Consider the following 26,685-nt stretch of genomic DNA (forward strand, 5'->3'; position numbering starts at 1 on the left):
ATAAGTTTACAATATAAAAAGAATTAGTCCCACAATCGTTTAATTTGTGGGACTAATTCTTTTTATATTATATAAGCTCATTAAAAATGAAAATCTATATTCTCCGTTCTTTGGCCAACTATCATATTTCTTAAACGGGTGGCAACTTCAGGATATTGTTCAACAAGATTAGCAATCTCAGCCGGATCTATACTCAAATTATATAACTCTTCATAAGTCTTTTCCGGAACAGCCACCTGTAATCTTATTAGTTTCCAACCGTCAGATGTCATAATTGACTGCTTGCCACCTCCTTCAAAAAACTCGTAATAAATACAAGAATGTTTCTTTTGCTGCTTATCTTTTTTAGTAAGAGTAGGTAAATAGGATATTCCATCACAAGTGTTCGGAGCATTGACTTGCAGTAAATCACTTATGGTCGGCAAAAAATCCCAAAAAGCGGAAACATGGTCAGTTACAACTCCAGCTGGAATAATTCTTGGCCATTGAATAACAAACGGAGTACGTATTCCACCTTCATACAAATCTCTTTTATACCCTCTGAAAGGACCATTACTATCAAAAAAATAAGGATCGTGCCCACCCTCTGCGTGTACTCCATTATCTGAGGTAAAAACTACAATCGTATTATCATATAAACCCAATTCTTTCAGTTTATCTATAATAATCCCAACACTCCTATCTAAGTAAGTCACCATAGCCGCATAAGTGGCACGGGGAATTGCCTGCTGTTTGTATCCTCGGCCTGTAAATGGAGTCTCACAAAACATCCCTTCATATTCTTGTTGTTGCTCTTTTATAATATCAAGATCTGCATGAGGGATAGTCGGTGAATAATAAAGAAAAAAGGAATTCTGCTTATACTGTTCTATAAAATCCAGAGACTTTTTTAGCATCAAATCATGAGAATAAACCTTACCATTTAGCTCTATCCTTTTATCATTCTCATGTAGAAAATCCGGATAATAACTATGGGCAAAGCCTTGCCCCAGATACCCATAGAAATAATCAAAGCCATGTTTATCAGGCATACCTTCTGTACCAGGTCCACCTAGCCCCCATTTACCAATGCAAGCTGTCATATAGCCTCGTTTCTTAAATATGTCAGCCACAGTCACTTCCTCTTTGGGTAAAGGAGTTTCATAGGCTAACCCATCAGATCCCAAAACTTTCTTATTTCCTCTAACGGCAGCATGCCCCATATGTTTTCCTGTAAGCAATGCACAACGAGAAGGCGCACTGACAGTAGAACCAGCATAATGTTGCATGAATTTCATTCCATGCCGGGCAATATTATCAATATTAGGAGTTTTTATCTGACGCTGACCATAGCATCCTAAGTCACCAATCCCCAAATCATCCGCCATTATATAAATTACATTAGGAAAGCTTTTTACCGTTTGAGCAGACATACTTCCCGGCAATATCATTGCAATAGAAAACAAACAATTTACTATTTTCATAACTAACTATTTTATATATTCATAATTCTAATGAAAGAAGCCTTTCTTCCAATAATCAGGTTAAAAGACTTCTTTCTGTCCTATGAGAAGATATCACGCTAATATCCAGGATTTTGTTCCGCTTTTTTCTCTTCTGCAGTCAAAGCATGCCCGCTTTTCTGTATTGCATCCAAATAGGTTTGTGGAATAGGACGTAAACAATGATGTTCATCAATATTAGGAGCAGCATCGGGATTAAAAGCACGCGCACGAGCTACAAGCGTCTTCGTTCGAGCCAAATCTACCCAGCGCAAAAACTCTCCACACAACTCACGTGAACGCTCATTTAATAAGAAACACATCATACGATCATAGTCACCCGTATAATTCAATTTAGTAATAATCTCCTCATCCTCAACTGGAAGACTATGTATATCTGTCACTTCCAAATCAGTTGCAGCTGTCGTAGGTGTTATATTATTAGACTCATAATACGAATTTTCCGGGATATAAGAGTTTATATCTCCCATGCTGGGATATCCTAATGCTCCCGAATGATAAGCTGCACCACCATCGCAATAAGCAGACCTATTTTCTCCTGTTTTATAAGCAGCCCGTTTACGAAGTTCATTGATATAATATAATGCATCATTATATTCATGCAAACGAATCAAAGCCTCAGCAGCTATAAGATAAGTTTCTCCTAAACGTGCCAAAATACCATCACGGGCACCAACATTATCGGTTACTCCTTCACGTGAGCCATCAAAGTATTTACTTAAAGATGGAAAATGTGATTTATCATCGTAAAGAGCCGTATCATCCTTGCCGTTCTTACCTTTGGGATAAGCTACAAAAACAGTAGGAATTGTTTTACCAGTTTTTTCACAAACCACCTTATCTTTCATCTGCATACTCTCAAATCGGGTATCACCAGGGCGATTAACCACATACATAATACCCAGATCACCTTTTTGGTAGATAGAACCTTTTGCCGGGTTGTTTACTGCATATTTTGTTTTAAAACTTTTCCAGAAACGTGAATCATTCACCATATCATAGACATTATACATATAGTATGTAGTACGTAAACGCTGATATTCCCTTCCGCCTGCAATATCGCGCATCATTTGCGATAGTTCCGAATACTTAGCAAGAAAGTACAAATGGCAAGTATTACCATAACGTCCTCTAGAAGATTTATCTGCAGAAAACTGAGCAGCTAAAATAACTTCACTCAACTGTTCATTGTCCCCATCCGGTGTGGTATAGTTCCATAAATCAGAATAATCCGGAGCTAAGCTACGGTGAGCAATTACCTCTTTTGCTAACCGTAGAGCCTCTGTACAATCGGCAGACTTTGTTTTATCATTCCAACTATCGTTTATTTCACTGGCACGAAAAAGATACGCTTTTGCCAAAAAATGCGCAGCTGCATCCTTTGTCATATCTCCTGTCATAGTTGCTGTTTGAGGTAATAACTCATACGCTTTCTTTAAATCATTAATAACTTGCTGTACAGTAGCCTCTGTTGTCGCACGAGTAAACTCTCTCTCTGGTATCGTATTAGTAGATAGCTTTAAAGGCACTCCACCATACTGCGAAACTAACTTTAAATAATTAAATCCTCTGAGGAAATGGGCCTCTCCCATATATCTTTCCTTATTACTACCTGTATATTTTTCTGAGGATACTTTTTCCAGTAAAAGATTAGCTGTATTAATACCAACATACATATTATCCCACAATGTTTCCATTAAAGCTGTATTTGAATCCATTGCCGTAATCTGCGATTTAAAACTTCCATCATAACTATTCCAAGCAGCATTAGAAGTATTTCCACCTATACGAAACTCATCTGTTCCAAAATTAGTTGTTGCGTACGCCCACTCTTTAGAAAAATGAAAACGTAAATTATAATACATACCTTGTGCTAATTCAGTAATACCTTCATCCGTATCAAAGTAATCAGTACTCAGTTGAGTTGTAAGTTCTTCATCCAAAAAATCACTACAAGAGCTCAAAGTATTTCCAACCAGTGTCATCGCTAATACACTGTATACAATTTTCTTATATAGTTTCATAATCATTCTATTTTATTTCTATTAAAAACCAATGTTCAATCCTATAGTATATCCACGATTCCAAGTAGTAGTTCCGGCCTGTGAGGCATCCAACTCAAGAAAATCAATGTTTGAAAATATTCTTCCCGGATTCTTAGCTTGAACATAAACTCTCAAATTGGATAACCCCCACTTCTTGACAAGTAATTGTGGGAAAGTATACCCCAATGACACATTACGTACTTTCAGGAAAGAACCATTCTTATAGCCAATAATATTATAATAAGGATCTCCTGCAGAACCACTATATATGGGCTTTTGGTACTCAGCATTCTTATTATTTTCATTATAGTAATTAATTTTCCGCTGAGTATAGCGTCCTCCTTGATATTCTCCTCCTGTATCAACCATATAATCAAAGCGTCCGTACAGCATAAAAGAGAAATCCAAATTCTTGTAAGAGAAAGTATTAGTCATGCCCAAAGTCCAACGTGGACGCGTATGCCCTATCACTACCCGGTCATCATTCGGGTCTATTAAATAATCATGATTCTGATCGACGGGGCGTACCATACCTGCAGCAAATTTATGTCCATTCGCATTAAACTTAGCCATTTCTGCAGCATCCTCTTCTTTCCATAATCCTGCAGACTGATATCCATAAACTACTCCCAAAGCATGCCCTATAAACCAATTATTATTTATGTCATCTTCTTTGCCATTTGCCAGGGTTTCTATTTTATCTTTTTGCCAAGCCGCATTTAAAGTTGTACTCCACTCAAAGTCAGATGTCTTTACATTCACTGTGTTCAAAGTTATATCGACACCTATATTTGAGGTCTCGCCAACATTAGAGTAAGTATTTTGATATCCATTCAAAGCAGGTATCGTCATCGCCATCAGCAAATCAGAGGTCTGTGAGGTATAAAAATCCAATACACCAGAGATACGTCCATTCAAAATAGCATAATCAAGCCCCACATTCCACTGTCTGGTTTTCTCCCAGGTCAAACTAGGGTTAGCCATGGCTACATCACCATCTTCCACCATCATTTCTGTCGGGACATGGCCCGATACCAAATTACTGCCAGAGGGATAAAATAAGGAAACAATTCCACCTTTAGTCTGATAAGGGTCAATAGCAGAATTACCTGTTACACCAACTCCCATACGTAACTTCAATTGATTAATCCAATGAATATTTTTCAGAAACTCTTCCTGCTCAAGACGCCAGCCTAGTGCAACACTCGGGAAAAAAGCCCATTTATTACCATCTGCAAGTTGGGAAGCACCATCCCAACGCCCGGACACTGTCAGCAAATATTTATTAGAATAATCATAATTCAACCGAAACATATATGACAAGAGTTGTTTTTCTATCAAGTTGCTGCTCCAACTATCCAAGTTTGATATATTTTGTTGATTCAAAGCATTCCATTTAGCGCTAGATAATGGAATCCCCACTGCTGCCATTGAGGCATCTTCATAGTGATATTTTGTAGCGCTTTGTAACAAAGTAACACCCAAAGAATGCTTACCTATCACCTTATCATAATAAATCAAATTATCCAATGTCCACGAAAAATCATGTTGATTCTCCAAAGAGGCATAATTAGGAGACCCATTCCGACTAACCGATTGAGCGTCCTCAAACGTACCATTACGCCAATAACGAAAATCAGGACCAAAGTTCAAACGATATCTAAGACCCTTAAGAGGCTTATAAATTTCACCTAAATCCAATTGAGCATACATACTGCCTATCACACGAAGCATTCTTCTTTCATATTCACTGTATTTCCAATCATCAACTACAGTTTTTACACCATCATCCCCACCCGGATAAATTATACGTTCTCCATTATCATCATAAGGTACCGCATAAGGAAAGATACTCGTAGAAGCCGCATATAGATTTTTAGGGATATTTGTCGATAGCTGTCCCACTGATTTAGCAGAAGAACCATATTGTTGTTCACTAAAAGTCGCATTGACATTCATACCCAATTTAAACCATTTAACAGGTGTCATATCGGTACTGACTTTCGCCGTATAGCGTGTATAAGATTCTCCCTTAATGGTACCCTCATTATTTAAATAGCCAAAAGACGCATAGCCCCGCATTTTCTCAGTACCACCACTCGCACTTAAAGTATGCTCATGAGTTATTCCTGTTTGTTTCACCATACTACCCCAATCTGTAGTAGGAACCTTAGAACCATCCCAAATACCACCAGCCCAGCCTCTTTCAATGTTTCTCCATGCATAAGGATCAGCGGATCCCATAAAAATATCATAATCATTTTCTTTTGTAGGCTGATCAGCTCTTGGATAAGTAGAAGGATCATAATAATAATATGCCCATCGGCGCCATTCAATATATTCAGCAGAATTCATCATTTCTGAATAATCCTGTAACGTTTCTATTGTCATCGTGCCTGAATAATTTAACGACATCTTACCTTCCTTACCTTGTTTAGTAGTAACCAAAACAACACCATTAGCACCGCGTGAACCGTAAATAGCAGTAGCAGATGCATCTTTTAATACATCTATAGATTCAATGTCCTGTGGATTTAAAGTTTCTATACCGCTGTTCGACATCAAAGGAATACCATCTACGACATATAATGGAGTATTACTTGCGCTTAGTGAGCGTACACCGCGTATATTGATAGTACCAATTTCACCCGGACGTTCATTACTCGTTATATCAACTCCTGCAGCCTTACCCTGCATAGCCTCAAAAGCATTAGCTACAGGACGAGAGGTTAAATCCTCTGAATTAACTCTGATCATAGCACCGGTGACATCTGACTTTTTCTGTACTCCGTATCCTACAACTACCACTTCATCCAGTACTTCCGCATCCTCTTTTAATGCTATATTCACCACATTTTTAATACCAACCGATACCTCTTGCGCAATATATCCTATATAAGAGATTACTAAAACAGCATCATCAGGGACTTCCAATGAATAATTACCATCAATATCGGTTATAGAGCCAATTGTAGTGCCTTTCACCTGGATAGAAGCCCCAATCAACGGTTCACCATTTGCATCACAGATTTTACCCGTTACACGTTTTTTACGTTCTTGTTGAGATGTCTGTATTTCAGTAGAAAGAATAATCTTTTTGCCAAGTACAGAGTATTTTACCTGGGTACCCTTGAATATTTCATCAAGAATTTTAAAGATATTACTATTATTTGCGGCAACAGAAACTTTACGATTTTGGTCCACATGTTTATTATTAAAGAAAAAAGTGAAATCTGACTGTTTCTCTATTTCAGACAATACTTCACTAACTGTCTTGTTTTGTACTTCAATCTTAATAACAGTGTTTTGAGCATAAGAATTCGAAGCATGGACCAAGGTTATAGAACAAATTAAAATTAATACAAACAGTCTCATAGCTAATGGAATTTTATTTAAGGTCAACCCCAAAGACATAATTCTCTCCAAAAATTGGAAACTAAAATATTTATGCATAAATTTGTATGGATTTAAAGTTAAAAAAAGAGTTTGTCTATGCTTGTCGCCAAACAAGCTATTGAACAATGAATCTATTTTCATACGGAACGATACGCCAATATCATTCCGTATGTTTTTATTTATGGAGATCTGTTTTTCATTTTATTTCAATTTTAAGTTAACATATTTCTACTAATAAATTTCTATCTTACTTTTCTTATCAGCTACATCTTGTTCTTCCATATAACGCCAACGTATCTTCGAAGAAATCTTGAAATGGTCTAATATTCTATCCAAACGTTCATTAGTGAATACACCCGTATAAGTGTCATCAATACCACGGTTATTAGTTATGACAAACTCCACATGATAACGTTTTTCCAACATACGAAAAGCTTCTCTTAAAGGAGTGCCGGATAAAATAATTGTTCCATCTTTCCAAGAGACTTCTGATTGACATGAGGTCTTATGTAAACTTGCTTTACGAACCTTTGAATCATACACCAACTTTTCTCCAGGTTTTAATCCTATTTTACGAGTATCAGTGTTCTCTTGGAACAAAAAATCAACTTTTCCCTCCAATAAAGTCGCAATGACCTTTTCATCTTTCTCATAAGCTTCCACATTAAAATGAGTGCCTAACACCTCTATTTGGGTTTGATGCGCAGTAGAAACAATAAAACGCCTCAAAGGATCTTTTGCTACCTCAAAATAGGCTTCTCCTATCAAATGCACTTCTCTGGTCTTACCATCAAATACAAGAGGATAACTTAAAGAGCTTTCTGAATTCAAATAAACAATCGAACTATCCGGTAAAACAACAGAAGTTATCATACCCGGATTTGTCCTTACATTGACAATCTGTGCTATTGATGAATGATATTCGGATTTATTGTTTCGCAATAATAGTCCTATTGTCACCAATAGAGGAATAAATAATATCGCGGCAGCATGTTGTATCCACTTCCAACCAATGCTTTTTTTTCGTATCGCAATTTGATTACTCACTTTATGTAAAGCCTTTTCTGTATCAACTTGCTTCGTAACCTTCCGTATATCTGTTGCAAGATAAATTGAATACAATTGCTGAATCAGCTTTTTATTTTCTTCTGATGATTCTGACCAAGCAACTATCAACTGGTACTCTTCATTCGTTACCTTGCCCTGATAATAACGGAACAATATCTCTTCTATTTTATCTATATTCTGATTCTCCATTATATTAATTACCTTTTATTTAAAAGACGCATGAGAAAACGGAGTTCCTAAACAAAAAAGCTTTTTTTTTCGATTTTATCCAAAAAATTATATCTTTGTCTTACAAAATTATATTATGAAAACAACATTGCATGAGGATTACCTCTTACTATCTGCCATAGAACAAAAGGACAAGAAAGCATTTGACACACTATTTAGGAAATACTATTCGGCATTATGTGCTTATTGTACTAATTTCGTAGAATTGGAAGATGCTGAAGAAATTGTACAAGATGTATTGTTATGGATTTGGAGACACCCTGATGCACACACTATTATTGAAACATCTCTTAGTAAATATCTATTTAAGATGGTCTATCATAAGGCCATCAGTCAACTGCGCCAGCAAAGTATTCGTCAACGAGTAAATACTGTTTTCTATGAACAAATGCAAGATATGTTACATGATATCGATCTGTATCAGATAAAGGAACTTGCCAAACACATCGAACAGGCTATTAAGGAACTTCCTCCTAGTTATCAGGAAACATTCTGCCTACATCGCTTTAAAGGAATGAGCTATAAAGAGATTGCTTCCATATTAGATATATCTCCTAAAACAGTAGATTACCGAATTCAGCAGGCACTAAAAATATTACGGGTAGAATTAAAAGATTATTTGCCAATTGTGCTATTATTATTAGCTGCACCATATTCATCTACCTAATACAAATAAAACGAGCCTTGAGTTTTCCTCAAGGCTCGTTTTATTTGTATTTAATATTTCTACGCTTTCTTCAAAGCGGCAATGCTTTCTTTCAGTGAATTGATGATACTCTCCGCATCCGCCTGTTTCTTGCGTTCCATTTCGATTACGGCAGCGGGAGCATTATTCACGAACTTCTCATTGCCGAGTTTCTTCAGAACGCCTTGCAAGAAGCCTTCCTTATGCTTTAGCTCGGCTTCCATACGGGCTATTTCGGCATCCACATCAATCATGTTACCCAGAGGAACGGCGTATTCCGTCGTACCTACCATGAAAGCGGCGGCGCCGTCAGCCTTAGCCTCAACCGCGGTTACGGCAGAAAGGTTACACATCTTGATAATGACAGCGTCGAAAGCAGCCACGGGATTCTCACCGACAACCTGCAACTCCAGTGCCTCTTTCTGGGCAATGTTCTTCTGCAAACGGATGGAGCGTACGTTACTGATAACCTCTTTCACCACTTCAAACTGCTGTACAAAGGCTTCATCCACTTCCGTCGACATGGAAATAGGACTTACCATAAGGCTCTCTCCGTCTTTACGGTCGACAATGTGCTGCCACAATTCTTCGGTGATGAACGGCATGAACGGATGCAACAGGTGCAACAGATTATCGAAGAAACCGATAGTCGTGTCGTACACCTTCTTGTTGATAGGCTGACCGTAAGCAGGCTTAATCATTTCCAGATACCACGAAGAGAACTCATCCCAGAAGAGCTTGTACACGGCCATTAACGCCTCGCTCAAACGATACTTGCCGAACAAGTCCGCCACTTCGGCAGCTACGGCGTTCTGTTTGGAGTCGAACCAACGCATTGCCAGTTCGGCAGCTTCCGGCACAGCCACCTCGGAGCTTACTTCCCAACCCTTGATAAGGCGGAAAGCATTCCATATCTTATTGTTGAAGTTACGTCCCTGTTCGCAAAGCGCATCGTCAAAAAGGATGTCGTTGCCGGCAGGAGCCGAAAGCATCATACCCATACGTACACCGTCAGCACCGTAACGCTCTATCAAATCCAGCGGGTCGGGCGAGTTACCGAGCGACTTGGACATCTTGCGTCCCAGCTTGTCACGGACGATACCTGTGAAGTAAACATTCTTAAACGGCATCTTACCCTCGTATTCATAACCCGCCATAATCATACGGGCTACCCAGAAGAAGATGATATCCGGTCCGGTCACGAGGTCGCTGGTAGGATAATAATAGTTGATTTCTTCGTTGCCCGGGTTCAGAATGCCGTCGAACAAAGAGATAGGCCATAACCAGGAAGAGAACCAAGTGTCGAGGCAGTCCTCGTCCTGACGCAAGTCCTCTATTTTAAGGGCGGAATTTCCGGTCTTTTCCCAAGCCAGCTTCAAAGCCTCTTCGGGAGTGGCGGCTACCACATATCCGCCTTCCGGCAGGAAGTAAGCGGGAATACGGTGTCCCCACCACAACTGACGGCTGATACACCAGTCTTTGATGTTCTCCAGCCAGTTCTTGTAAGTATTCTTATACTTGGCAGGATAGAATTTCAAGTCGTCGTTCATTACCGGGGGCAGAGCCATATCGGCAAAGTGCTGCATCTTGAGGAACCATTGCATGGAGAGCTTCGGCTCGATAGCCACGTTGGTACGCTCGGAGAAACCTACCTTGTTGGTATAGGCTTCCACCTTCTCCAACAGTCCGGCATTCTGCAAATCTTTCTCTATCTGCTCGCGTACATCGAAACGGTCCATGCCGACATAGAGTTCGGCGGCTTCGCTCAACGTGCCGTTGTCATTGAAGATGTCGATAGTGGGCAGGTTGTATTTCTCGCCCAGCATATAGTCGTTGACGTCGTGTGCAGGAGTTACCTTTAGACAGCCCGTACCGAATTCCACGTCTACATAATCATCCTGGATGACGGGGATAACGCGGTTCACCAGCGGAACAATCACTTTCTTGCCCTTCAGCCACTGGTTCTTCGGGTCGGCGGGATTGATACACATCGCCGTATCGCCCATGATTGTTTCGGGACGCGTAGTAGCCACTACGGCATAACGTTTGCCGGCGGCGTCACGATGAACGACTTCACCTTCGGCTCCCGTCTCACCTGACATATCATCGTCGGCAACGTAATATCTCAGATAGTACAGTTTGCTATGTTCTTCCTTGTAGATGACTTCCTCGTCGCTAAGGGCGGTGAGGGCTTTCGGGTCCCAGTTCACCATACGCACGCCACGATAAATCAGTCCCTTGTTGTAAAGGTCTACGAATACTTTGAGCACGCTTTCGCTGCGTTTCTCGTCCATGGTAAAGGCAGTACGGTCCCAGTCGCAGGAAGCACCCAGCTTACGGAGCTGTTTCAGGATGATGCCGCCGTGCTCGTCCGTCCATTCCCAGGCATGCTTCAGGAATTCGTCGCGGGTAAGGTCTGTTTTCTTGATGCCCTGCGCGGCAAGCTTGTTCACAACCTTGGCTTCGGTGGCAATGGAAGCATGGTCCGTACCCGGAACCCAGCAGGCGTTCTTGCCTTCCATACGGGCACGGCGTACAAGGATATCTTGGATGGTATTATTAAGCATGTGTCCCATGTGGAGCACACCGGTGACGTTGGGGGGCGGAATGACGATGGTGTAGGGCTCACGACCATCGGGTTTAGAACTGAATAATTTGTGGTCTAACCAATACTGGTACCACTTTCCCTCTACGTCAGCGGGATTGTACTTACTTGCTAATTCCATGTTTCTAAAATCTATATTTTGTTATAATGGGCGCAAAATTAATAAATTAATAGCTTTATCCGGCAAAAGCAATGAAAAGAATTACATACCTTTGCTTTACAAATGATGATTTTATACGGAGTTGCCGTAATAAGCACCCGGTGCCGCGTCGGTTTCGGCTGCCGGAACCGAAAGTTTCCATGCAAGGAAACCGGAGTATCCACGCAGGGAAACAACAGTGCCCACGTAAAGAAACGTCAGTATCCACGTAAGGAAACCGGAGTTCCACCGCTTGAAACTCCCGTTCTCAAAGGGGGAAACAACAGTACCGAAGGCAGGAAACCGGCACGGGCTCAAGAAGAAGAATAGAATGAAGCGTAGCATAACAATAGCAGGAGTGAGATTCAGAGGCGATTCATTGCTTTTGATATTTTTTTTGTTGCTCGTATTGTGCGTGCAGACAGTGCCCGGTTGGGGAAATGCCTACGCCATGTACGTATACCCGTCCATCGCCCGGACGCTTTCGTCCTTCTCCCGGCTTATCCCTTTCGCCATCGGCGACCTGTTCATTGCGCTAAGTATCGCCGGCGTACTTCTCTACCCTGCTTACGCGCGCTGCATCCGCAAACGGAAATGGAGCCGCATCCTGCTGAAAGATGTAAAGTATCTTCTATGGGTGTATGTATGGTTCTATCTGGCATGGGGGCTGAATTACTCGCAAAAGAACTTTTACGAGCGGACGCGCATTCCTTACACCGCCTATACTCCTGAAAACTTTCGGAGTTTTACAGACGGCTACATCAAGAATCTGAACAGCTCTTACACCGATATTACGTCGATTGACAAAGAACTGGTCTGCCGTGAAAGCGTACAAGCCTATAATCAAATCGGTGACTCCTTAGGTGTTCACCATCCTTTTCATCAATCGCCCCGCGTAAAAACAATGCTATTCACCCCCCTGATTTCCATGGTGGGAGTCACCGGCAGCATGGCGCCTTTCTTCTGCGAGTTCACCCTGAACGGCGATTTGCTTCCCTCTCAATATCCCGCCACTTACGCCCACGAGTTCGCCCACTTACTGGGCATCACCAGCGAGGCGGAAGCCAATTTCTACGCCTATCAGGTATGTACCCGCTCGCAGGCGAAAGACATCCGTTTCAGCGGCTATCTGTCCGTACTGCCCCACGTCTTGGGCAATGCGCGCCGGCTTATGGACGAAGAAGAATATGCACAACTCTACCGGAGCATCCGTCCGGAAATCATCGGACTGGCCAAGAAGAACAGCGAATACTGGATGAGGAAGTACAACCCGTTGGTCGGTGATATCCAAGACCGGATATACGACTTATACCTGAAAGGAAACAAGATAGAAAGCGGGCGGAAAAACTACTCGGAAGTAATAGGCCTGCTGATTTCGTATGAAGAATGGAAAAATAAGGCCAACTGTGCCGCAGAAGTACAGAAATAAGACAAATGCTGCACTTTCGTAGTGCAATATTCGTATCTTTGCGTCAATCTTTAATCAAAAAAGCGACTCATGCAACATACAAGAAAAGAACAGATGGAAGCCTTCGGCCGCTTCCTCGACATTCTCGACGAACTGCGGGTAAAATGTCCCTGGGACAAGAAACAGACCAACGAAAGTCTGCGTCCCAACACCATTGAAGAGACGTATGAACTCTGTGACGCCCTGATGCGCGACGACAAGCAGGACATCTGCAAAGAGCTGGGAGACGTATTGCTCCACGTAGCCTTTTATGCCAAAATCGGTTCGGAAACCGGCGACTTTGACATGAAAGATGTCTGCGACCGCCTTTGCGAGAAGCTTATCTTCCGCCATCCCCACGTATTCGGCGACGTGAAAGCGGAAACCGCCGGACAAGTATCCGAAAACTGGGAACAGCTGAAACTTCGGGAAAAGGGTGGCAACAAGACCGTGTTAAGCGGCGTACCTTCAGCCCTTCCCTCGCTTATCAAGGCCTACCGCATTCAGGATAAAGCCCGCAACGTAGGTTTCGACTGGGAAGAACGCGAGCAGGTATGGGATAAAGTGAAAGAAGAAATACAGGAGTTCCAAGCCGAAGTGGCCCATATGGACAAGCAGAAAGCGGAAGAGGAGTTCGGGGACGTGATGTTCAGCCTCATCAACGCCGCACGCCTATATAAGATAAATCCGGACAACGCGCTGGAACATACCAACCAGAAGTTTATCCGCCGCTTCAACTATGTAGAGGCGCACAGCATCAAAGAGGGCAAAAACCTGCACGACATGACGCTGGAAGAAATGGACAAACTATGGGAAGAAGCCAAAGCGTTGGAAAATAAAAAATAGACTGTCTGTACGGCTCAAACAGATAGTCTGTCAGACCTCGACACACCGTCCGTTTCACGCAAACAGACGGTGTGTTTTTATTTCTTGCCCGGTTGGGATTTCGGAGCTTTACCCTTGTCGCCGTTATGACGCATGCCTTTCAGCAATTCCCGGTGAAAGCGCATTTCGGCTTTCTGCACCAGATAGAGTTTCTTGGCAGACAATATCTTCTTGAACTTCTCAAAATACGTTTTATCCAAACGGTCGGAAGCGATACGCGCGTCGTACACGCCTTCCATTATCGCGTCATACTGGGCTTCGGTAGTCTTTTCGTCTTTTCCCTGACGAATCAGCTTCCATGCCTTATCGTTCTGCTCTTTCTTTTTATCCTGCAACTCAAAGTACAGAGGGAAAAACTTAACGGCCTCTTCCTTGGTCAATCCGGCTTTTTCCGTAATATAGGCTTTCTGCTTGGCACGAAACTCAGCAGGCGACAAACGCTGGTTACATCCGTCCGCTGCCCGCAATACGGGTACCAAACCGCACATCATAACTAATAAAACAATCAGCTTTTTCATTCTTTCTTCAATCGGTTAAAGTTATCTATCGCTCACTCTGCGTCGGAATCAGCCAGATAGACGTATAATGAGTAGTCGTCAAGCATGGAGTTATCCACCGCCATGTTGATATATTCCATTTCGGTTTCCGTTTCGTCGGCAGCCATGCGGTCTGCCGCAGCCGGAGTATGGTCAGAGGAAGCCACGCGGATAATCAATGCCGCGCCTACAAACATAGCCGCCATATATACCCACGGCTTTACTCTCTCCCACATCGTAGATTCTTTCTTCTCAAAAGCAAGGCGCTCTTTTTCGGGAAGCCGGTTCATAATCTCCGAAGTAAGGTTCTCAAAATATCCCTCGGGCACATGGAAAGCATTCCCCGTCCCTGCCTTTTTGAGTATGTTGTCTTCTTCTTTCATAAGCTCTTCTCCTCTCTGTTTGGTTAGACTTTTATTCATGTCAAAGGTTTAATCTTCTTCTCCCAATATCTTCTCTATTTTTTTCACGGCATGATGGTAGGACGCTTTCAAAGCTCCTACGGAAGTACCGAAGATATCGGACATTTGCTCGTATTTCATTTCCTGGTAGTACTTCAGGTTGAACACCATACGTTGTTTTTCGGGCAATGTGAGCAGCGCTTTCTGCAAAGCCATCTGAGCCTTGTCTCCCGAGAAGTAAGGATCGCTCTCCAGCTTTTGAAGGGTGGCGGCTTCGGGAGCGTCCAATGACACGGTACCCGCCGCCCGCTGTTTGTTCAGGAAAGTAAGGCACTCGTTCAGGGCGATACGATAGAGCCAGGTGGAGAGTTTGGCCTCCGCCCGGAAATAGTCGATATTGATCCATGCCTTGATAAAGGTATTCTGAAGCAAGTCGTTGGCATCTTCATGCGAAAGTACCATGCGCCGGATTTGCCAGTATAACTGCTCACTGTATTGTGCGACAATCATCTCGAATCCCCGCTTCTGTGTACTCTCCTCTTGAAGAAGCGCCAGCACTTCGCGTTCATTATAAGAAGGGTTCATATATTCTATTCACATTTATGGCTTTTGGATAGCAAAGATAAGAAATTAAAACGAAAAGCAGCCCGAAACGAACAAAAAGCCCGGTAAAGGCAGAGTTGTATTGGCATTTCGCTTATTTCACCTCTGTTGTTTGGCGACAGATACATCCCGCCAGATGGTCGTTCACAAAGCCTGACGCCTGTAAGTGCGCGTAGCAAATGGTTGTCCCGAAGAACTTGAATCCCCGCTTTTTCATATCCTTGCTCATGGCATCGGACTGAGGCGATGATACCGGAATGTCGCTCAATGAGTGAACGGTATTGATGATAGGTTTTCCGTCGGGAAAGAATGACAGGGTATAATTATAAAAACTGCCGAACTCCTTTTGGACGGCAAGGAACAGTTTTGCGTTTGTGATGGTCGATTTGATTTTCAAACGGTTCCGCACAATACCCTCAAACCGCATCAGCCGCTCAACGTCCTCATCGGTCATTTGCGCCACTTGTCCGGCATCGAAGTCACAAAAGGCTTTACGGTATCCTTCGCGCTTTTTAAGGATGGTTATCCAGCTCAGCCCGGCTTGAGAGCTTTCCAATACAAGAAACTCAAACAGCGTCTTGTCATCGGTCACTAACTTCCCCCACTCTTGGTCGTGGTATCTCACATACAACTCGTCCGTTCCGCACCAGCCGCAACGTCCGTTTACTATATCTTGCATACTCATTATATTTAATACACCGGTAAAGATAGTAAAAGTTTAATTCACACCGATATACAAAGCGTTTCTTTGGCAAGCTGCGTATTGGGAAAGACCGCCCGGGCTTCGTCCAGCAATACCTGCTCATCGTCGTAACGGGCGGAGAAGTGACCTATCAGCAACTTCTTCACTTCCGCATCGCGAGCTATCCTTGCGGCCTGCGAAGCGGTGGTATGGAAGGTTTCCTTGGCACGCGGGGCGGCATCTTCGGCAAAAGTGGCTTCATGGAAAAGCAAATCCACTCCTTTTATCTGCTCCGTTACAGAGGGAAGATAAATCGTATCCGAACAATAGGCATAGCGGCGCGGAGCAGCCGAAGGACGGGTGAGGCGGGCATTGGGTATCACCTCTCCTTCCGGCGTAACGTAGTCCGCACCGTTCTTGATACGGTTCAGCTCGTACACCGGCACCTGATAGAAATCTATCATATCGCGCAGGATATGGTTGGGACCCGGCTTTTCGGCAAACAGGAAACCGCAGCAAGGCATACGATGCCGCAAAGGAATGGTAGTCACCGTCAATGAACGGTCTTCATAAACGACCGCAGCCTCTTTCGTTCCGAACTCATGGAAGAGCACTTTATAAGTCATCTGACGATTGAAAAAATCAAGCATGGGTATCATCAGGTCTTCCAAGCCTTTTGGAGAATGAATGTGTAATTCGGCCGTACGTCCCAAAAGATTGAGGGTAGAAATCAGCCCCAATAATCCAAAACAATGGTCTCCATGCAGATGAGATATAAATATGTGATTCAGTCGCGAAAATTTCAAACGCGATTTACGGAACTGCAACTGTGCACCTTCCCCGCAATCAATCATAAACAACTTATCGCGCACATTCACTATTTGCGAAGTAGGAAAATGACGTGTTGTGGGCAGTGCGGAACCACAGCCGAGTACATGCAATTCAAACTTTTCCATGATAAACGGTTCAGAACAATCTTTATCTCTTTTTACAGAAGCGCTTTTAATTCGGCAACCGTGAAAATATACTCCGCACTCTCTCCCGAAGTACCACCTACATACCGGTAAGAAAGCCCTTTATTATCCTTTACGCAAGCTTCCAGAAACAACCTTAAAGAAGATTCGGAAACATTCAAAGAGCCTTTGATGGCCTGCTTCATTTGCGCTTCATTATTTCTCATTGTAGCCATATCGACCTTTGCCTCGTCTATGGTATAATTATAGACTACTTTATCCGGCTCTATCGTCAGCTTATCGAGCGTAGTAGCCTCATCTACATCCATCGGACAGGAGACATTGGTTACATTCACCAGTTCTTCCAACTTATGCTTGTCGCTTTCTTCCTCTGTCAGGTTCTGATTCAGGATGTTATTCAAATCCTCGGTTTCCAAATAGCATTCCACCTCTTTTCCTGTGGTTTTTCCCTTATATATAAATTTAATTCCGGATTTTGTATCAACAACCATTTCCAGCATTGTCTTTATCTCGCCTTTCGGATTCTTGAACATGGCCGTTACCGCAGATTTCATTGCGTCCGGATTCTTCTCCAATGCGTTCAAATCCAGATAATCCTCATTCATCAGCATGTTATATATCACATCCGTACCATCAAAAGTGATGCCGGATATCTCACCGACAGTTCCCATATCCATGGGACATTGCTTGTCGGCCAATTCTATTGCCAGTTTGAGTTTGGACTTTTGGCTGCATCCTGTCAATAACACGAGAGACAAACAAGCCAGTAACATAATGCTTCCTGAGGTTTTGAGAATGTTTTGCATAGTGAACTAAAATAAAGTTATGTATATTGTTTGGAATATGGCAGCTATGAAACCTCGTTTCAAACTACTATTTTGCAAAGATAATCATAAAATAAAGAAACAGCCTTTATTCTTGCAAATTCTACCGAAATAGAAAACAAGAAAGGGCACCTGTGGTTACACAAGTGCCCTTACCTTATCTATATGTGGAAGTGATTACTTCTTTCCGGCTTCCATTTGCTCTTTCAAAGCAGCCAGAGCGTCGATGTCGCCCAAAGTTGTAGAAGCAGCCTGGTTTTGGATTGAAGCGGGAGCTTCTTCTCTCTTACCGGTAGACTTCTTAGCGGCTTTCTTTTCAGCTCTTTCTTCCGCCTTAGCTACATCTTCAAAGATACGGCTGTGAGACAGGATGATGCGCTTAGCGTCCTTGTTGAACTCGATAACCTTGAATTCGAGTTTCTCGTCCAACTGAGCTTGTGAACCGTCTTCCTTAACGAGGTGTTTCGGAGTAGCGAAACCTTCTACACCATAAGGCAGTGCAACTACCGCACCCTTATCCAGCATTTCGATGATAGTACCTTCGTGTACCGAACCTACTGTGAATACAGTTTCGAATACATCCCAAGGATTCTCTTCGAGTTGCTTGTGACCCAAGCTCAAACGACGGTTTTCCTTGTCGATTTCCAGAACCTGTACGTCGATGTCCGCACCTATCTGAGTGAATTCGGAAGGATGCTTAACCTTCTTAGTCCAAGACAGGTCAGAGATGTGGATCAAGCCGTCAACACCTTCTTCGATTTCTACGAATACACCGAAGTTAGTGAAGTTACGAACTTTAGCCGTGTGCTTGGAACCGATAGGATATTTCTCTTCGATAGTTTCCCAAGGATCAGCTTTCAGTTGCTTGATGCCCAAAGACATCTTACGTTCTTCGCGGTCCAAAGTCAGAACTACAGCTTCCACTTCGTCACCTACCTTCATGAAGTCCTGTGCAGAACGCAAGTGCTGTGACCAAGACATTTCAGATACGTGAATCAAACCTTCAACACCCGGAGCGATTTCGATGAATGCACCGTAGTCAGCCATAACGACTACTTTACCCTTCACGTGGTCGCCTACCTTCAAGTTAGGATCAAGAGCGTCCCAAGGATGCGGAGTAAGTTGTTTCAAGCCGAGAGCGATACGCTTCTTCTCATCGTCGAAGTCGAGGATAACAACGTTGAGTTTCTGGTCGAGCTCAACCACTTCTTTCGGATCGCTAACGCGGCCCCAAGAGAGGTCTGTAATGTGAATCAAACCGTCTACGCCGCCCAGGTCGATAAATACACCGTAGGAAGTGATATTCTTAACGGTACCTTCGAGAACTTGTCCTTTTTCGAGTTTACCGATGATTTCTTTCTTCTGTTGTTCCAGTTCGGCTTCGATAAGAGCCTTGTGAGATACAACGACATTCTTGAATTCCTGATTGATTTTAACAACCTTGAATTCCATTGTTTTGCCAACGAATACATCGTAGTCGCGGATAGGCTTAACGTCGATTTGAGAACCCGGCAAGAATGCTTCGATACCGAATACGTCAACGATCATACCACCCTTAGTGCGGCACTTGATGTAACCCTTGATAATTTCTTCATTTTCCAAAGCAGCGTTAACGCGATCCCAAGAACGGGTAGCACGAGCTTTGCGGTGAGACAGAACCAACTGTCCTTTTTTGTCTTCCTGGTTTTCGATGTATACTTCTACCGTATCACCTACTTTCAGGTCGGGATTGTAGCGGAATTCATTCAAAGGAATGATACCGTCTGATTTGTAACCGATGTTCACAACTACTTCACGCTTGTTCATTGCGATTACGGTTCCGTCAACTACCTCGCGGTCGTTAACCTTGTTCAGCGTGTTGTCATACGCTTTCTCCAAGTCTTCGTGACTTGCGTTTGTTACGGTTTCACCGTTTTCGTAAGCATCCCAGTTGAAGTCTTCAATGGGAGCAACATTTTTTAAATTTTCCATTAATAAATAAATTGTTTAACTCGTTAATTAAGTGAGACTTTATGTTGACTCATATTAAATCGGGCGCAAAGATAGGAGTATTTTCTTGAATGACAAAAAGTTCTTTCTGAAAATATCCGGTCTTTACGCCCGATTTCTAAAGATTTATACCTTAATATATATCAGGAATTCTCTTTGATATATGCCAAAGCCGCTCCGATAGCCGTACGATATTCCGCATAAGGCGGGATATGAAACCGGACATGGTAGATGCTTTCCATTTTCGGGAACACTTCCCTGCATTGCGGCAGTTGGGTAAGGTTGCCTATCAATACAAAATCCTTCACCGGACTGTTCAAAGCGGAAAGGACAGCCGCACCGCCTATGGTTTGAAGCACGGTATAGATGATACCGCAGGCTATATCTTCCTGCGAAGCGTTACTGTCGGCTTTTCCGAACAATGAGGCAGTGGCGGACACGGGTAAATCGGGCAATGCGTTGTTACAGATGTCACCGATTTGCAGATTGACACGGGTCACATCGCCTTTTGCAGCCAAATCGGCCACTTGATGAATATCGTGCGTCTTGAGCAACAGGCGTGAAAGCCCTTGCAAAGTCCCACCGCCAATACCCATACCACCGATATGCTGGATTTCATCTCCGTTGATTTTCACAAAAGATGTACCCGTACCCATACTGACAACAATCAACCGGTCTATATCCGTAGCATGGCGCGCACCCAGCCCGTTGGCTATGAACTCATCCGTCTTACGCGTAGGAAGTCCGTAAAGCGGGCTGTCCACAAAGGCGCTGCCCACACCGGTCAGCATCACCTGTTCCACATCGGACAGCCGGATTCCATTATCATAAATATACTTACCGAATGCGCCAAACAGGGAAGTCACCGGATCGGTCGCCGTTATGAACATCGGAGACTGTATCTTTCCTTTATTGATTCCAACGATTTTAGTGGTACTTCCACCTACGTCTATGCCTATTACGATTCCCATAGTCTTAAAATTTTGCGACAAAGATAAAGCATAAATTCCTATAATCTTCCATTCCGGCTTACCTATTGAACAACTCAAACGTAAACTTGACGCCCACTTCCTGATATTTCCAATTTGCAAAGCTCGTAAAAACACCAAAATCGAAAATATGCGTACCGATGCCATATCCCACTTCAAGATAAGGATTCAAATGAGGAACGACCAAAGCATTCAGGTACAAACGCTCATTCAGCACATATTGAGTATATTTCTTCAGGTGGCGAAGTAACAGAAAAGGAGCTTCGTACGTAAAATGCCCGCGGATGTACTTGCGGGACGAGTTATACCAACGTCCGTCGAGCAACTGGAATACTCCGCCGATTTCATCATTCCAACCGACAGGAAGATTGGAACGTGCCAGATTGGCAAAATCCACAAAATAGAGCTCTTTCTGATTCGTAAAAGCTCCCCAGCCGAACCGGTAATAAATATCGCGCATCAACCCCAACGGAATATTGTGCTGGAAATCCACTTCAATACGTTCGTACTTTCCGGTACTGTTCATAATTCCGCTGATGCCGCGCTCCCAGTCTACCGAGACAGTCGGATATTTGGAATGAAGATTGATTTTACGGTCACCGCTCATATAATAATATTGACCGGGAGTCCACGTTACACGTACACGAGGCGCGAAACTGTTATAACTGTGACGGAACTTCTTCAGAATCGAAGGGTCAAATCCCGGGTAAATCGATGTAGTACCTGCCGACATGACATTCGGAGTATTGGGATAGACAAGAACGAATCTGGAACGTTCCACTTCTGTACGTTTGTGCAAGGAAAGACCTACATCCAAAGTCAAACCGTTAACAATCTCCCAGCTATGGCGTATATGCAAATACAAGTCCTTAAAATAGTCCAGGTGAATCTGGTCAAAATCAAAGATGCTGTCGGGAATAGCTTTCAAATCATCCAGTACATCACTACTGTAAATACGATTACCATTACCTACACTGACGTGCAGGGCGGCGCGTTTGCGAGGCCAGTAATCGAAATCGGAGTTGACCGACCAATAGAACTCTTTCCGCTTGAAATTATAACCCAGCTTTGGAACTACACGCAACAGACGGTCACCCGCAAATAAACGGTTGTATTTGAACTCCTGACGATACGAGAAACCATTGCTCTTACTATAACTCAACAACAAAGGATTGATAAGAGGTGAACAACGTACGCTTCCCATCTTGGCAAGGTCTACCGTATACCTGCTGACCAATGCATCTCCTATCTGCCCCCAGAACTCCAGCCGCCTGTTCTTGGGCTTCTTCTTATAGAGAAGCGTATCACGACGCAAAAAGAAATCCTCGTATAACTTCTGCTCATGCGAAGTCAGCGGAATAGGCCGCAGTTTGTTGAAATAGGCTGTATCACGTTGATAGGCGTTGGTGTCTGTCAGCAGAGTATAGGACTCGGACAGGTCGTATTTACTCTTTGTCCGATTGCGTCCGGTTACGACAGCAGGATCTTTCTGATGAATATCTTTATAATCGAGCACCGCCGTATAACTGCCGTCTATCACATTGCCGAGCAAACGAAAAGTGGCATCGACATTAAAATGCACAGGCAGAAACTCGTCCTCACTTCCCACCTGCCCCATTTTTACCAGATTATTAAAGCGAAGCATTTCGGAACGGCCGGAAAAACGAATCTCCCGCACGCTCCACACGTTATCGCTGACAATCATATAGCCACCCACAAGTTGGAAGCTCTTGCTCTTCGGCATAAACCGGATACGGAACTCCCGATTATGCACTTCGCCCATTATGGAATCTACATAGTAAGTATAGAATTTCTTCGCATTGGAAGCCAATGGAGACAGCAACTTATCATATAATAAAGTGGAGGAATAAATATTTATGTGGAAATATTCGAGCAAACGACCGTCCAGCTCCCAAAGTTCGGAAGAAGTTCCCACACTGGCTGTCACTTTCTGGTCGTAAATATCGGGAGCGGTATAATGCAGTTCGCTGTATGTTTCCATCATATACTCCCGCACCCCTTTCTTCATACGAAACATGGAAGGGATAAAACGGAGCAAATGATTCTTCTTACGGATGTTTGCCCATCCTTTTATATAGAGTTCCGCCTTATACTCATCGACAATACGTTCATAAAAAGGCGCAAAAAAGATAACCTTGTCCATAATGGAATCCGCGTAAGCCCTCTGTCCCGCATACGATTTGGGAACAGCCGTAGCACCCGCCTTCTGCAAGCTTGCACACAGGAAACAGGCTCCTATCCATATGCATATAAAATGTTTCAACCGCAATATCTTTTTATATGGGAACAAATATAGAAAAAAAGTAATAACTTCCATCTTTATTCCATTTTCATTTTCCGGGACCGCCATTTCTTTAGAAATGCATATTTTCAAGATTACCCCTCTTTTCAAGGGGGTACATCTCCAAAAAACATATAAAAATTCAAGATTACCCCCTTTTAAATAGGGGGTAATTCAGAAAAAACATATAATTTTGCGCCCAACAATCAATAAAAGAAGAGACAAGTATGTCAAAAATGAGATTTTTTGCTTTGCAAGAGCTCGCCAATCGTCGTCCTCTTGAAGTTATTACTCCTTCAAACAAGTTGTCCGATTACTACGGCAGCCATGTTTTTGACCGTAAAAAGATGCAGGAATACCTGCCTAAAGAAGCTTATAAAGCTGTAACAGACGCTATCGAAAAAGGAACTCCCATTAATCGGGAAATGGCCGATTTAATAGCCAACGGTATGAAAAGCTGGGCTAAATCCCTGAACGTCACCCACTACACTCATTGGTTCCAACCCCTGACAGACGGTACAGCCGAAAAGCATGACGGCTTCATCGAATTCGGAGAAGACGGAGATGTTATTGAACGTTTTTCCGGAAAGCTGCTCATCCAGCAGGAACCGGACGCTTCTTCTTTCCCCAACGGCGGTATCCGCAACACATTCGAAGCGCGCGGATATACGGCATGGGACGTTTCTTCACCGGCTTTCGTCGTGGAAACTACGCTCTGCATCCCAACAATCTTCATTTCCTATACAGGTGAGGCGTTGGATTATAAAACTCCTTTGCTCAAAGCACTCGCTGCGGTGGATAAAGCCGCGACGGATGTCTGCCAGCTTTTCGATAAAAACATAACACGCGTATATACCAATTTAGGCTGGGAACAGGAATACTTCCTCGTTGATTCTGCCCTCTATAACGCACGCCCCGACTTATGCCTGACAGGGCGTACATTGATGGGACACTCTTCCGCTAAAGACCAACAGTTGGAAGACCACTATTTCGGTTCCATTCCACCGCGTGTTACGGCCTTTATGAAAGAGTTGGAAATTGAGTGCCACAAACTGGGCATTCCCGTAAAGACGCGCCACAACGAAGTAGCTCCCAACCAATTTGAACTGGCTCCCATCTTTGAGAACGCCAATCTTGCCAACGATCACAACCAACTGGTTATGGATTTGATGAAACGCATTGCACGCAAACACAACTTTGCCGTGCTGCTGCATGAAAAGCCATACAGCGGCGTGAACGGTTCGGGTAAACACAACAACTGGTCGCTCTGCACCGATACGGGGATAAATCTTTTTGCTCCGGGAAAAAATCCGAAAGGTAATATGCTATTTCTCACATTCCTTGTGAATGTACTGATGATGGTATACAAGAATCAGGATTTGCTCCGCGCGTCCATTGCAAGCGCCGGGAACAGCTACCGTTTAGGCGCCAATGAAGCTCCTCCTGCTATTTTATCCATATTCTTGGGCAAGCAGTTATCTTCCATCCTCGATGAGATAGCCCGCCAGGTAAGCAACAGTAAGATGACAGCCGAGGAAAAGACTACTTTAAAGCTGGGTATCGGACGTATCCCTGAGATTCTATTAGATACGACAGACCGTAACCGCACCTCTCCTTTCGCTTTCACGGGTAATCGTTTTGAATTCCGTGCTGCCGGCTCGTCGGCCAACTGCGCCGCTGCCATGATTGCCATAAATGCAGCAATGGCCAATCAGCTGAACGAATTCAAAGTATCCATTGAAAAACTCATGGAAGAAGGAGTTGGCAAAGACGAAGCTATTTTCCGTATTTTGAAAGAAACAATCATTGCTTCGGAACCCATTCGTTTTGAGGGAGACGGCTATTCCGAACAATGGAAACAGGAAGCCGCCAACCGCGGACTGACTAATATCTGCCATGTACCGGAAGCCTTAATGCGTTATATGGACGATCAGGCTCGTTCCGTACTCATCGGCGAACGTATCTTCAACGAAACAGAACTTGCCTGCCGCCTTGAAGTAGAGTTAGAGAAGTACACGATGAAAGTACAGATTGAAAGCCGTGTCTTGGGTGACCTTGCCATTAATCACATCGTACCGACTGCCGTTATTTATCAAAACCGCTTGCTGGAAAACTTACGAGGACTGCGCGAAACTTTCACTCCGGAAGAGTATGAAGTACTTAGTGCCGACCGCAAGGAACTGATACGTGAAATTTCCCACCGTGTAACCGCTATCAAAATGCAGGTACGTGAGATGACGGAAGCCCGTAAAGTTGCCAACCACATGGATAATTACAAAGACAAAGCCTTTGCATACGAAGAAACTGTACGTCCTTATCTGGAAAGTATCCGTGAACATATCGATAATCTTGAAATGGAAATAGACGACGAGATATGGCCGTTACCCAAATATAGGGAACTGTTATTCACTAAATGATAATTTAACGGCTTTGCCGTTAAATGAATTATAAATTATGAATGATGAATCAGCCGCACTGCTATGCCGAACGGCGATTCATCATTCATAATCCACTATTCATAATTTATTATTCCTCCCCTCTTTCTTGCACTTTTTTGATACAAATGTGTCATTTTTAATTTTTTCTTTTTACATTTGTGCTGTACAACACAGTTTTGCAGCAGTTATGGTAAAAGTAAATTTATCCGATATTAATGTTCCGGAGTTGATTCCCGATATATGGTCACCCCTGAATGAAGAACAGCGAGAGTTTCTCGCTAACCATTTTACGCTCCAGAATTATAAGAAAAACGAGATTATCCATTGTGAGGGCGAGACACCCACTTGCTTGATGTGTCTGTTGAACGGGAAAGTCAAGATTTATAAAGACGGTGTAGGTGGAAGAAGCCAAATTATCCGCATGATTAAACCCACCGAATACTTTGGATATCGTCCCTACTTCGCAAAAGCGGATTATGTAACCGCAGCTTGCGCATTCGAACCTTCATTAGTATGTCTGATACCCATGACCGCCATTATGACATTGCTATCACAAAACAACGAACTGGCAATGTTCTTCATCAGACAATTATCTATCGACCTCGGTATCGCTGATGAGCGTACTGTGAACCTCACCCAAAAACATATTCGCGGCCGTTTGGCAGAATCACTTATTTTCTTGAAAGAAAGTTACGGCTTGGAAGAGGACGGTTCTACTTTGAGTATCTACCTGTCCCGTGAAGATTTAGCCAACCTTTCCAACATGACAACATCCAATGCCATCCGTACCCTCTCACAATTCGCCACGGAACGCCTAATCACCATTGACGGAAGAAAAATCAAAATTATCGATGAAGAGAAGTTGAAGAAGATAAGTAAAATAGGGTGAGGAAATTGAGAATTAAGAATTAAAAAATAGGCTGCGCGGTATTTGTTATATAACATTT

20 protein-coding genes are annotated in these 26,685 nt (G+C 43.1%); 5 read left to right on the forward strand and 15 right to left on the reverse strand.

Annotation, left to right across the window (positions count from 1 at the left end):
- Positions 1-80 precede the first annotated feature (80 nt).
- From BUB52_RS02955 to BUB52_RS02970, 4 genes are all read right to left on the reverse strand, one after another.
- Complete coding sequence (locus BUB52_RS02955) at positions 81-1,463, reverse strand: arylsulfatase (protein WP_009122492.1); 1,383 nt, start codon at positions 1,461-1,463, stop codon at positions 81-83.
- Positions 1,464-1,561: 98 nt separating this feature from the next.
- Entirely contained in the window at positions 1,562-3,532 is a 1,971-nt protein-coding gene (locus BUB52_RS02960) for a RagB/SusD family nutrient uptake outer membrane protein (protein ID WP_009122493.1), read from the reverse strand.
- Between the two features lie 15 nt (positions 3,533-3,547).
- On the reverse strand, positions 3,548-7,084 hold the full coding sequence (locus BUB52_RS02965; protein ID WP_009122494.1) for a TonB-dependent receptor: 3,537 nt from the start codon (positions 7,082-7,084) through the stop codon (positions 3,548-3,550).
- A 90-nt stretch (positions 7,085-7,174) separates the two neighbouring features.
- Positions 7,175-8,200 (reverse strand): FecR family protein, encoded by a 1,026-nt coding sequence (locus BUB52_RS02970; protein ID WP_009122495.1) that lies wholly within the window; start codon positions 8,198-8,200, stop codon positions 7,175-7,177.
- 115 nt (positions 8,201-8,315) lie between these two features.
- Here BUB52_RS02970 and BUB52_RS02975 point away from each other — a divergent pair, with 115 nt between their 5' ends.
- Positions 8,316-8,906: an RNA polymerase sigma-70 factor gene (locus tag BUB52_RS02975; RefSeq protein WP_009122496.1), complete on the forward strand. Its 591-nt coding sequence runs from the start codon at positions 8,316-8,318 to the stop codon at positions 8,904-8,906.
- A gap of 59 nt (positions 8,907-8,965) precedes the next feature.
- Here the strand turns inward: BUB52_RS02975 and BUB52_RS02980 are convergent, their stop codons facing one another.
- Positions 8,966-11,650 (reverse strand): valine--tRNA ligase, encoded by a 2,685-nt coding sequence (locus BUB52_RS02980; RefSeq protein ID WP_009122497.1) that lies wholly within the window; start codon positions 11,648-11,650, stop codon positions 8,966-8,968.
- A 111-nt stretch (positions 11,651-11,761) separates the two neighbouring features.
- Complete coding sequence (locus BUB52_RS15545; RefSeq protein WP_139259685.1) at positions 11,762-12,013, reverse strand: hypothetical protein; 252 nt, start codon at positions 12,011-12,013, stop codon at positions 11,762-11,764.
- On the opposite strand from BUB52_RS15545, the gene BUB52_RS02990 reads away from it, so the two are divergent.
- Positions 12,000-13,097, forward strand: coding sequence for a DUF3810 domain-containing protein (locus BUB52_RS02990; RefSeq protein ID WP_039950933.1), 1,098 nt, complete (start codon positions 12,000-12,002; stop codon positions 13,095-13,097). The two genes, BUB52_RS15545 and BUB52_RS02990, sit on opposite strands and share 14 nt — an antisense overlap.
- 69 nt (positions 13,098-13,166) lie before the next feature.
- On the forward strand, positions 13,167-13,961 hold the full coding sequence (mazG, locus tag BUB52_RS02995) for a nucleoside triphosphate pyrophosphohydrolase (RefSeq protein ID WP_009122499.1): 795 nt from the start codon (positions 13,167-13,169) through the stop codon (positions 13,959-13,961).
- A gap of 77 nt (positions 13,962-14,038) precedes the next feature.
- Here mazG and BUB52_RS03000 read toward each other — a convergent pair whose 3' ends face one another.
- From BUB52_RS03000 to BUB52_RS03040, 9 genes are all read right to left on the reverse strand, one after another.
- On the reverse strand, positions 14,039-14,518 hold the full coding sequence (locus tag BUB52_RS03000) for a hypothetical protein (RefSeq protein WP_009122500.1): 480 nt from the start codon (positions 14,516-14,518) through the stop codon (positions 14,039-14,041).
- 32 nt (positions 14,519-14,550) lie between these two features.
- Positions 14,551-14,919, reverse strand: a complete 369-nt coding sequence (locus tag BUB52_RS03005) for a hypothetical protein (RefSeq protein WP_039951004.1) — start codon at positions 14,917-14,919, stop codon at positions 14,551-14,553.
- 48 nt (positions 14,920-14,967) lie between these two features.
- Complete coding sequence (locus BUB52_RS03010; RefSeq protein WP_009122502.1) at positions 14,968-15,522, reverse strand: RNA polymerase sigma factor; 555 nt, start codon at positions 15,520-15,522, stop codon at positions 14,968-14,970.
- Between the two features lie 112 nt (positions 15,523-15,634).
- Positions 15,635-16,219 carry a DNA-3-methyladenine glycosylase I gene (locus BUB52_RS03015; protein WP_022217615.1) on the reverse strand — a complete coding sequence of 195 codons (585 nt, stop codon included), beginning with the start codon at positions 16,217-16,219 and terminating at the stop codon, positions 15,635-15,637.
- Between the two features lie 44 nt (positions 16,220-16,263).
- Positions 16,264-17,178: a ribonuclease Z gene (locus tag BUB52_RS03020; RefSeq protein ID WP_009122504.1), complete on the reverse strand. Its 915-nt coding sequence runs from the start codon at positions 17,176-17,178 to the stop codon at positions 16,264-16,266.
- Between the two features lie 32 nt (positions 17,179-17,210).
- Positions 17,211-17,969: a hypothetical protein gene (locus BUB52_RS03025; protein WP_254302497.1), complete on the reverse strand. Its 759-nt coding sequence runs from the start codon at positions 17,967-17,969 to the stop codon at positions 17,211-17,213.
- 228 nt (positions 17,970-18,197) lie between these two features.
- Positions 18,198-19,991, reverse strand: coding sequence for a 30S ribosomal protein S1 (gene rpsA / locus BUB52_RS03030; protein WP_009122506.1), 1,794 nt, complete (start codon positions 19,989-19,991; stop codon positions 18,198-18,200).
- A gap of 161 nt (positions 19,992-20,152) precedes the next feature.
- A complete protein-coding gene (gene coaW, locus BUB52_RS03035) occupies positions 20,153-20,980 on the reverse strand; it encodes a type II pantothenate kinase (protein ID WP_009122507.1) in 828 nt (275 codons plus the stop codon).
- Positions 20,981-21,038: 58 nt separating this feature from the next.
- Positions 21,039-23,336 (reverse strand): DUF5686 family protein, encoded by a 2,298-nt coding sequence (locus tag BUB52_RS03040; protein ID WP_254302499.1) that lies wholly within the window; start codon positions 23,334-23,336, stop codon positions 21,039-21,041.
- A gap of 191 nt (positions 23,337-23,527) precedes the next feature.
- Here BUB52_RS03040 and BUB52_RS03045 point away from each other — a divergent pair, with 191 nt between their 5' ends.
- Complete coding sequence (locus BUB52_RS03045; RefSeq protein WP_009122509.1) at positions 23,528-25,717, forward strand: glutamine synthetase III family protein; 2,190 nt, start codon at positions 23,528-23,530, stop codon at positions 25,715-25,717.
- A gap of 208 nt (positions 25,718-25,925) precedes the next feature.
- On the forward strand, positions 25,926-26,627 hold the full coding sequence (locus BUB52_RS03050) for a Crp/Fnr family transcriptional regulator (protein ID WP_009122510.1): 702 nt from the start codon (positions 25,926-25,928) through the stop codon (positions 26,625-26,627).
- Positions 26,628-26,685 lie beyond the last annotated feature (58 nt).

Source organism: Bacteroides clarus YIT 12056 (assembly GCF_900129655.1).
Classification (GTDB): domain Bacteria; phylum Bacteroidota; class Bacteroidia; order Bacteroidales; family Bacteroidaceae; genus Bacteroides; species Bacteroides clarus.

Excerpts from the sequence above, each read along its gene's own strand:
- BUB52_RS02955 (WP_009122492.1), bottom strand. The coding sequence starts at position 1,463 with ATGAAAATAGTAAATTGTTTGTTTTCTATTGCAATGATATTGCCGGGA.
- BUB52_RS02960 (WP_009122493.1), bottom strand. The coding sequence starts at position 3,532 with ATGATTATGAAACTATATAAGAAAATTGTATACAGTGTATTAGCGATG.
- BUB52_RS02965 (WP_009122494.1), bottom strand. The coding sequence starts at position 7,084 with ATGAAAATAGATTCATTGTTCAATAGCTTGTTTGGCGACAAGCATAGA.
- BUB52_RS02970 (WP_009122495.1), bottom strand. The coding sequence starts at position 8,200 with ATGGAGAATCAGAATATAGATAAAATAGAAGAGATATTGTTCCGTTAT.
- BUB52_RS02975 (WP_009122496.1), top strand. The coding sequence starts at position 8,316 with ATGAAAACAACATTGCATGAGGATTACCTCTTACTATCTGCCATAGAA.
- BUB52_RS02980 (WP_009122497.1), bottom strand. The coding sequence starts at position 11,650 with ATGGAATTAGCAAGTAAGTACAATCCCGCTGACGTAGAGGGAAAGTGG.
- BUB52_RS02990 (WP_039950933.1), top strand. The coding sequence starts at position 12,000 with ATGAAGCGTAGCATAACAATAGCAGGAGTGAGATTCAGAGGCGATTCA.
- BUB52_RS15545 (WP_139259685.1), bottom strand. The coding sequence starts at position 12,013 with ATGCTACGCTTCATTCTATTCTTCTTCTTGAGCCCGTGCCGGTTTCCT.
- mazG (WP_009122499.1), top strand. The coding sequence starts at position 13,167 with ATGCAACATACAAGAAAAGAACAGATGGAAGCCTTCGGCCGCTTCCTC.
- BUB52_RS03000 (WP_009122500.1), bottom strand. The coding sequence starts at position 14,518 with ATGAAAAAGCTGATTGTTTTATTAGTTATGATGTGCGGTTTGGTACCC.
- BUB52_RS03005 (WP_039951004.1), bottom strand. The coding sequence starts at position 14,919 with ATGAAAGAAGAAGACAACATACTCAAAAAGGCAGGGACGGGGAATGCT.
- BUB52_RS03010 (WP_009122502.1), bottom strand. The coding sequence starts at position 15,522 with ATGAACCCTTCTTATAATGAACGCGAAGTGCTGGCGCTTCTTCAAGAG.
- BUB52_RS03015 (WP_022217615.1), bottom strand. The coding sequence starts at position 16,219 with ATGCAAGATATAGTAAACGGACGTTGCGGCTGGTGCGGAACGGACGAG.
- BUB52_RS03020 (WP_009122504.1), bottom strand. The coding sequence starts at position 17,178 with ATGGAAAAGTTTGAATTGCATGTACTCGGCTGTGGTTCCGCACTGCCC.
- BUB52_RS03025 (WP_254302497.1), bottom strand. The coding sequence starts at position 17,969 with ATGTTACTGGCTTGTTTGTCTCTCGTGTTATTGACAGGATGCAGCCAA.
- rpsA (WP_009122506.1), bottom strand. The coding sequence starts at position 19,991 with ATGGAAAATTTAAAAAATGTTGCTCCCATTGAAGACTTCAACTGGGAT.
- coaW (WP_009122507.1), bottom strand. The coding sequence starts at position 20,980 with ATGGGAATCGTAATAGGCATAGACGTAGGTGGAAGTACCACTAAAATC.
- BUB52_RS03040 (WP_254302499.1), bottom strand. The coding sequence starts at position 23,336 with ATGGAAGTTATTACTTTTTTTCTATATTTGTTCCCATATAAAAAGATA.
- BUB52_RS03045 (WP_009122509.1), top strand. The coding sequence starts at position 23,528 with ATGTCAAAAATGAGATTTTTTGCTTTGCAAGAGCTCGCCAATCGTCGT.
- BUB52_RS03050 (WP_009122510.1), top strand. The coding sequence starts at position 25,926 with ATGGTAAAAGTAAATTTATCCGATATTAATGTTCCGGAGTTGATTCCC.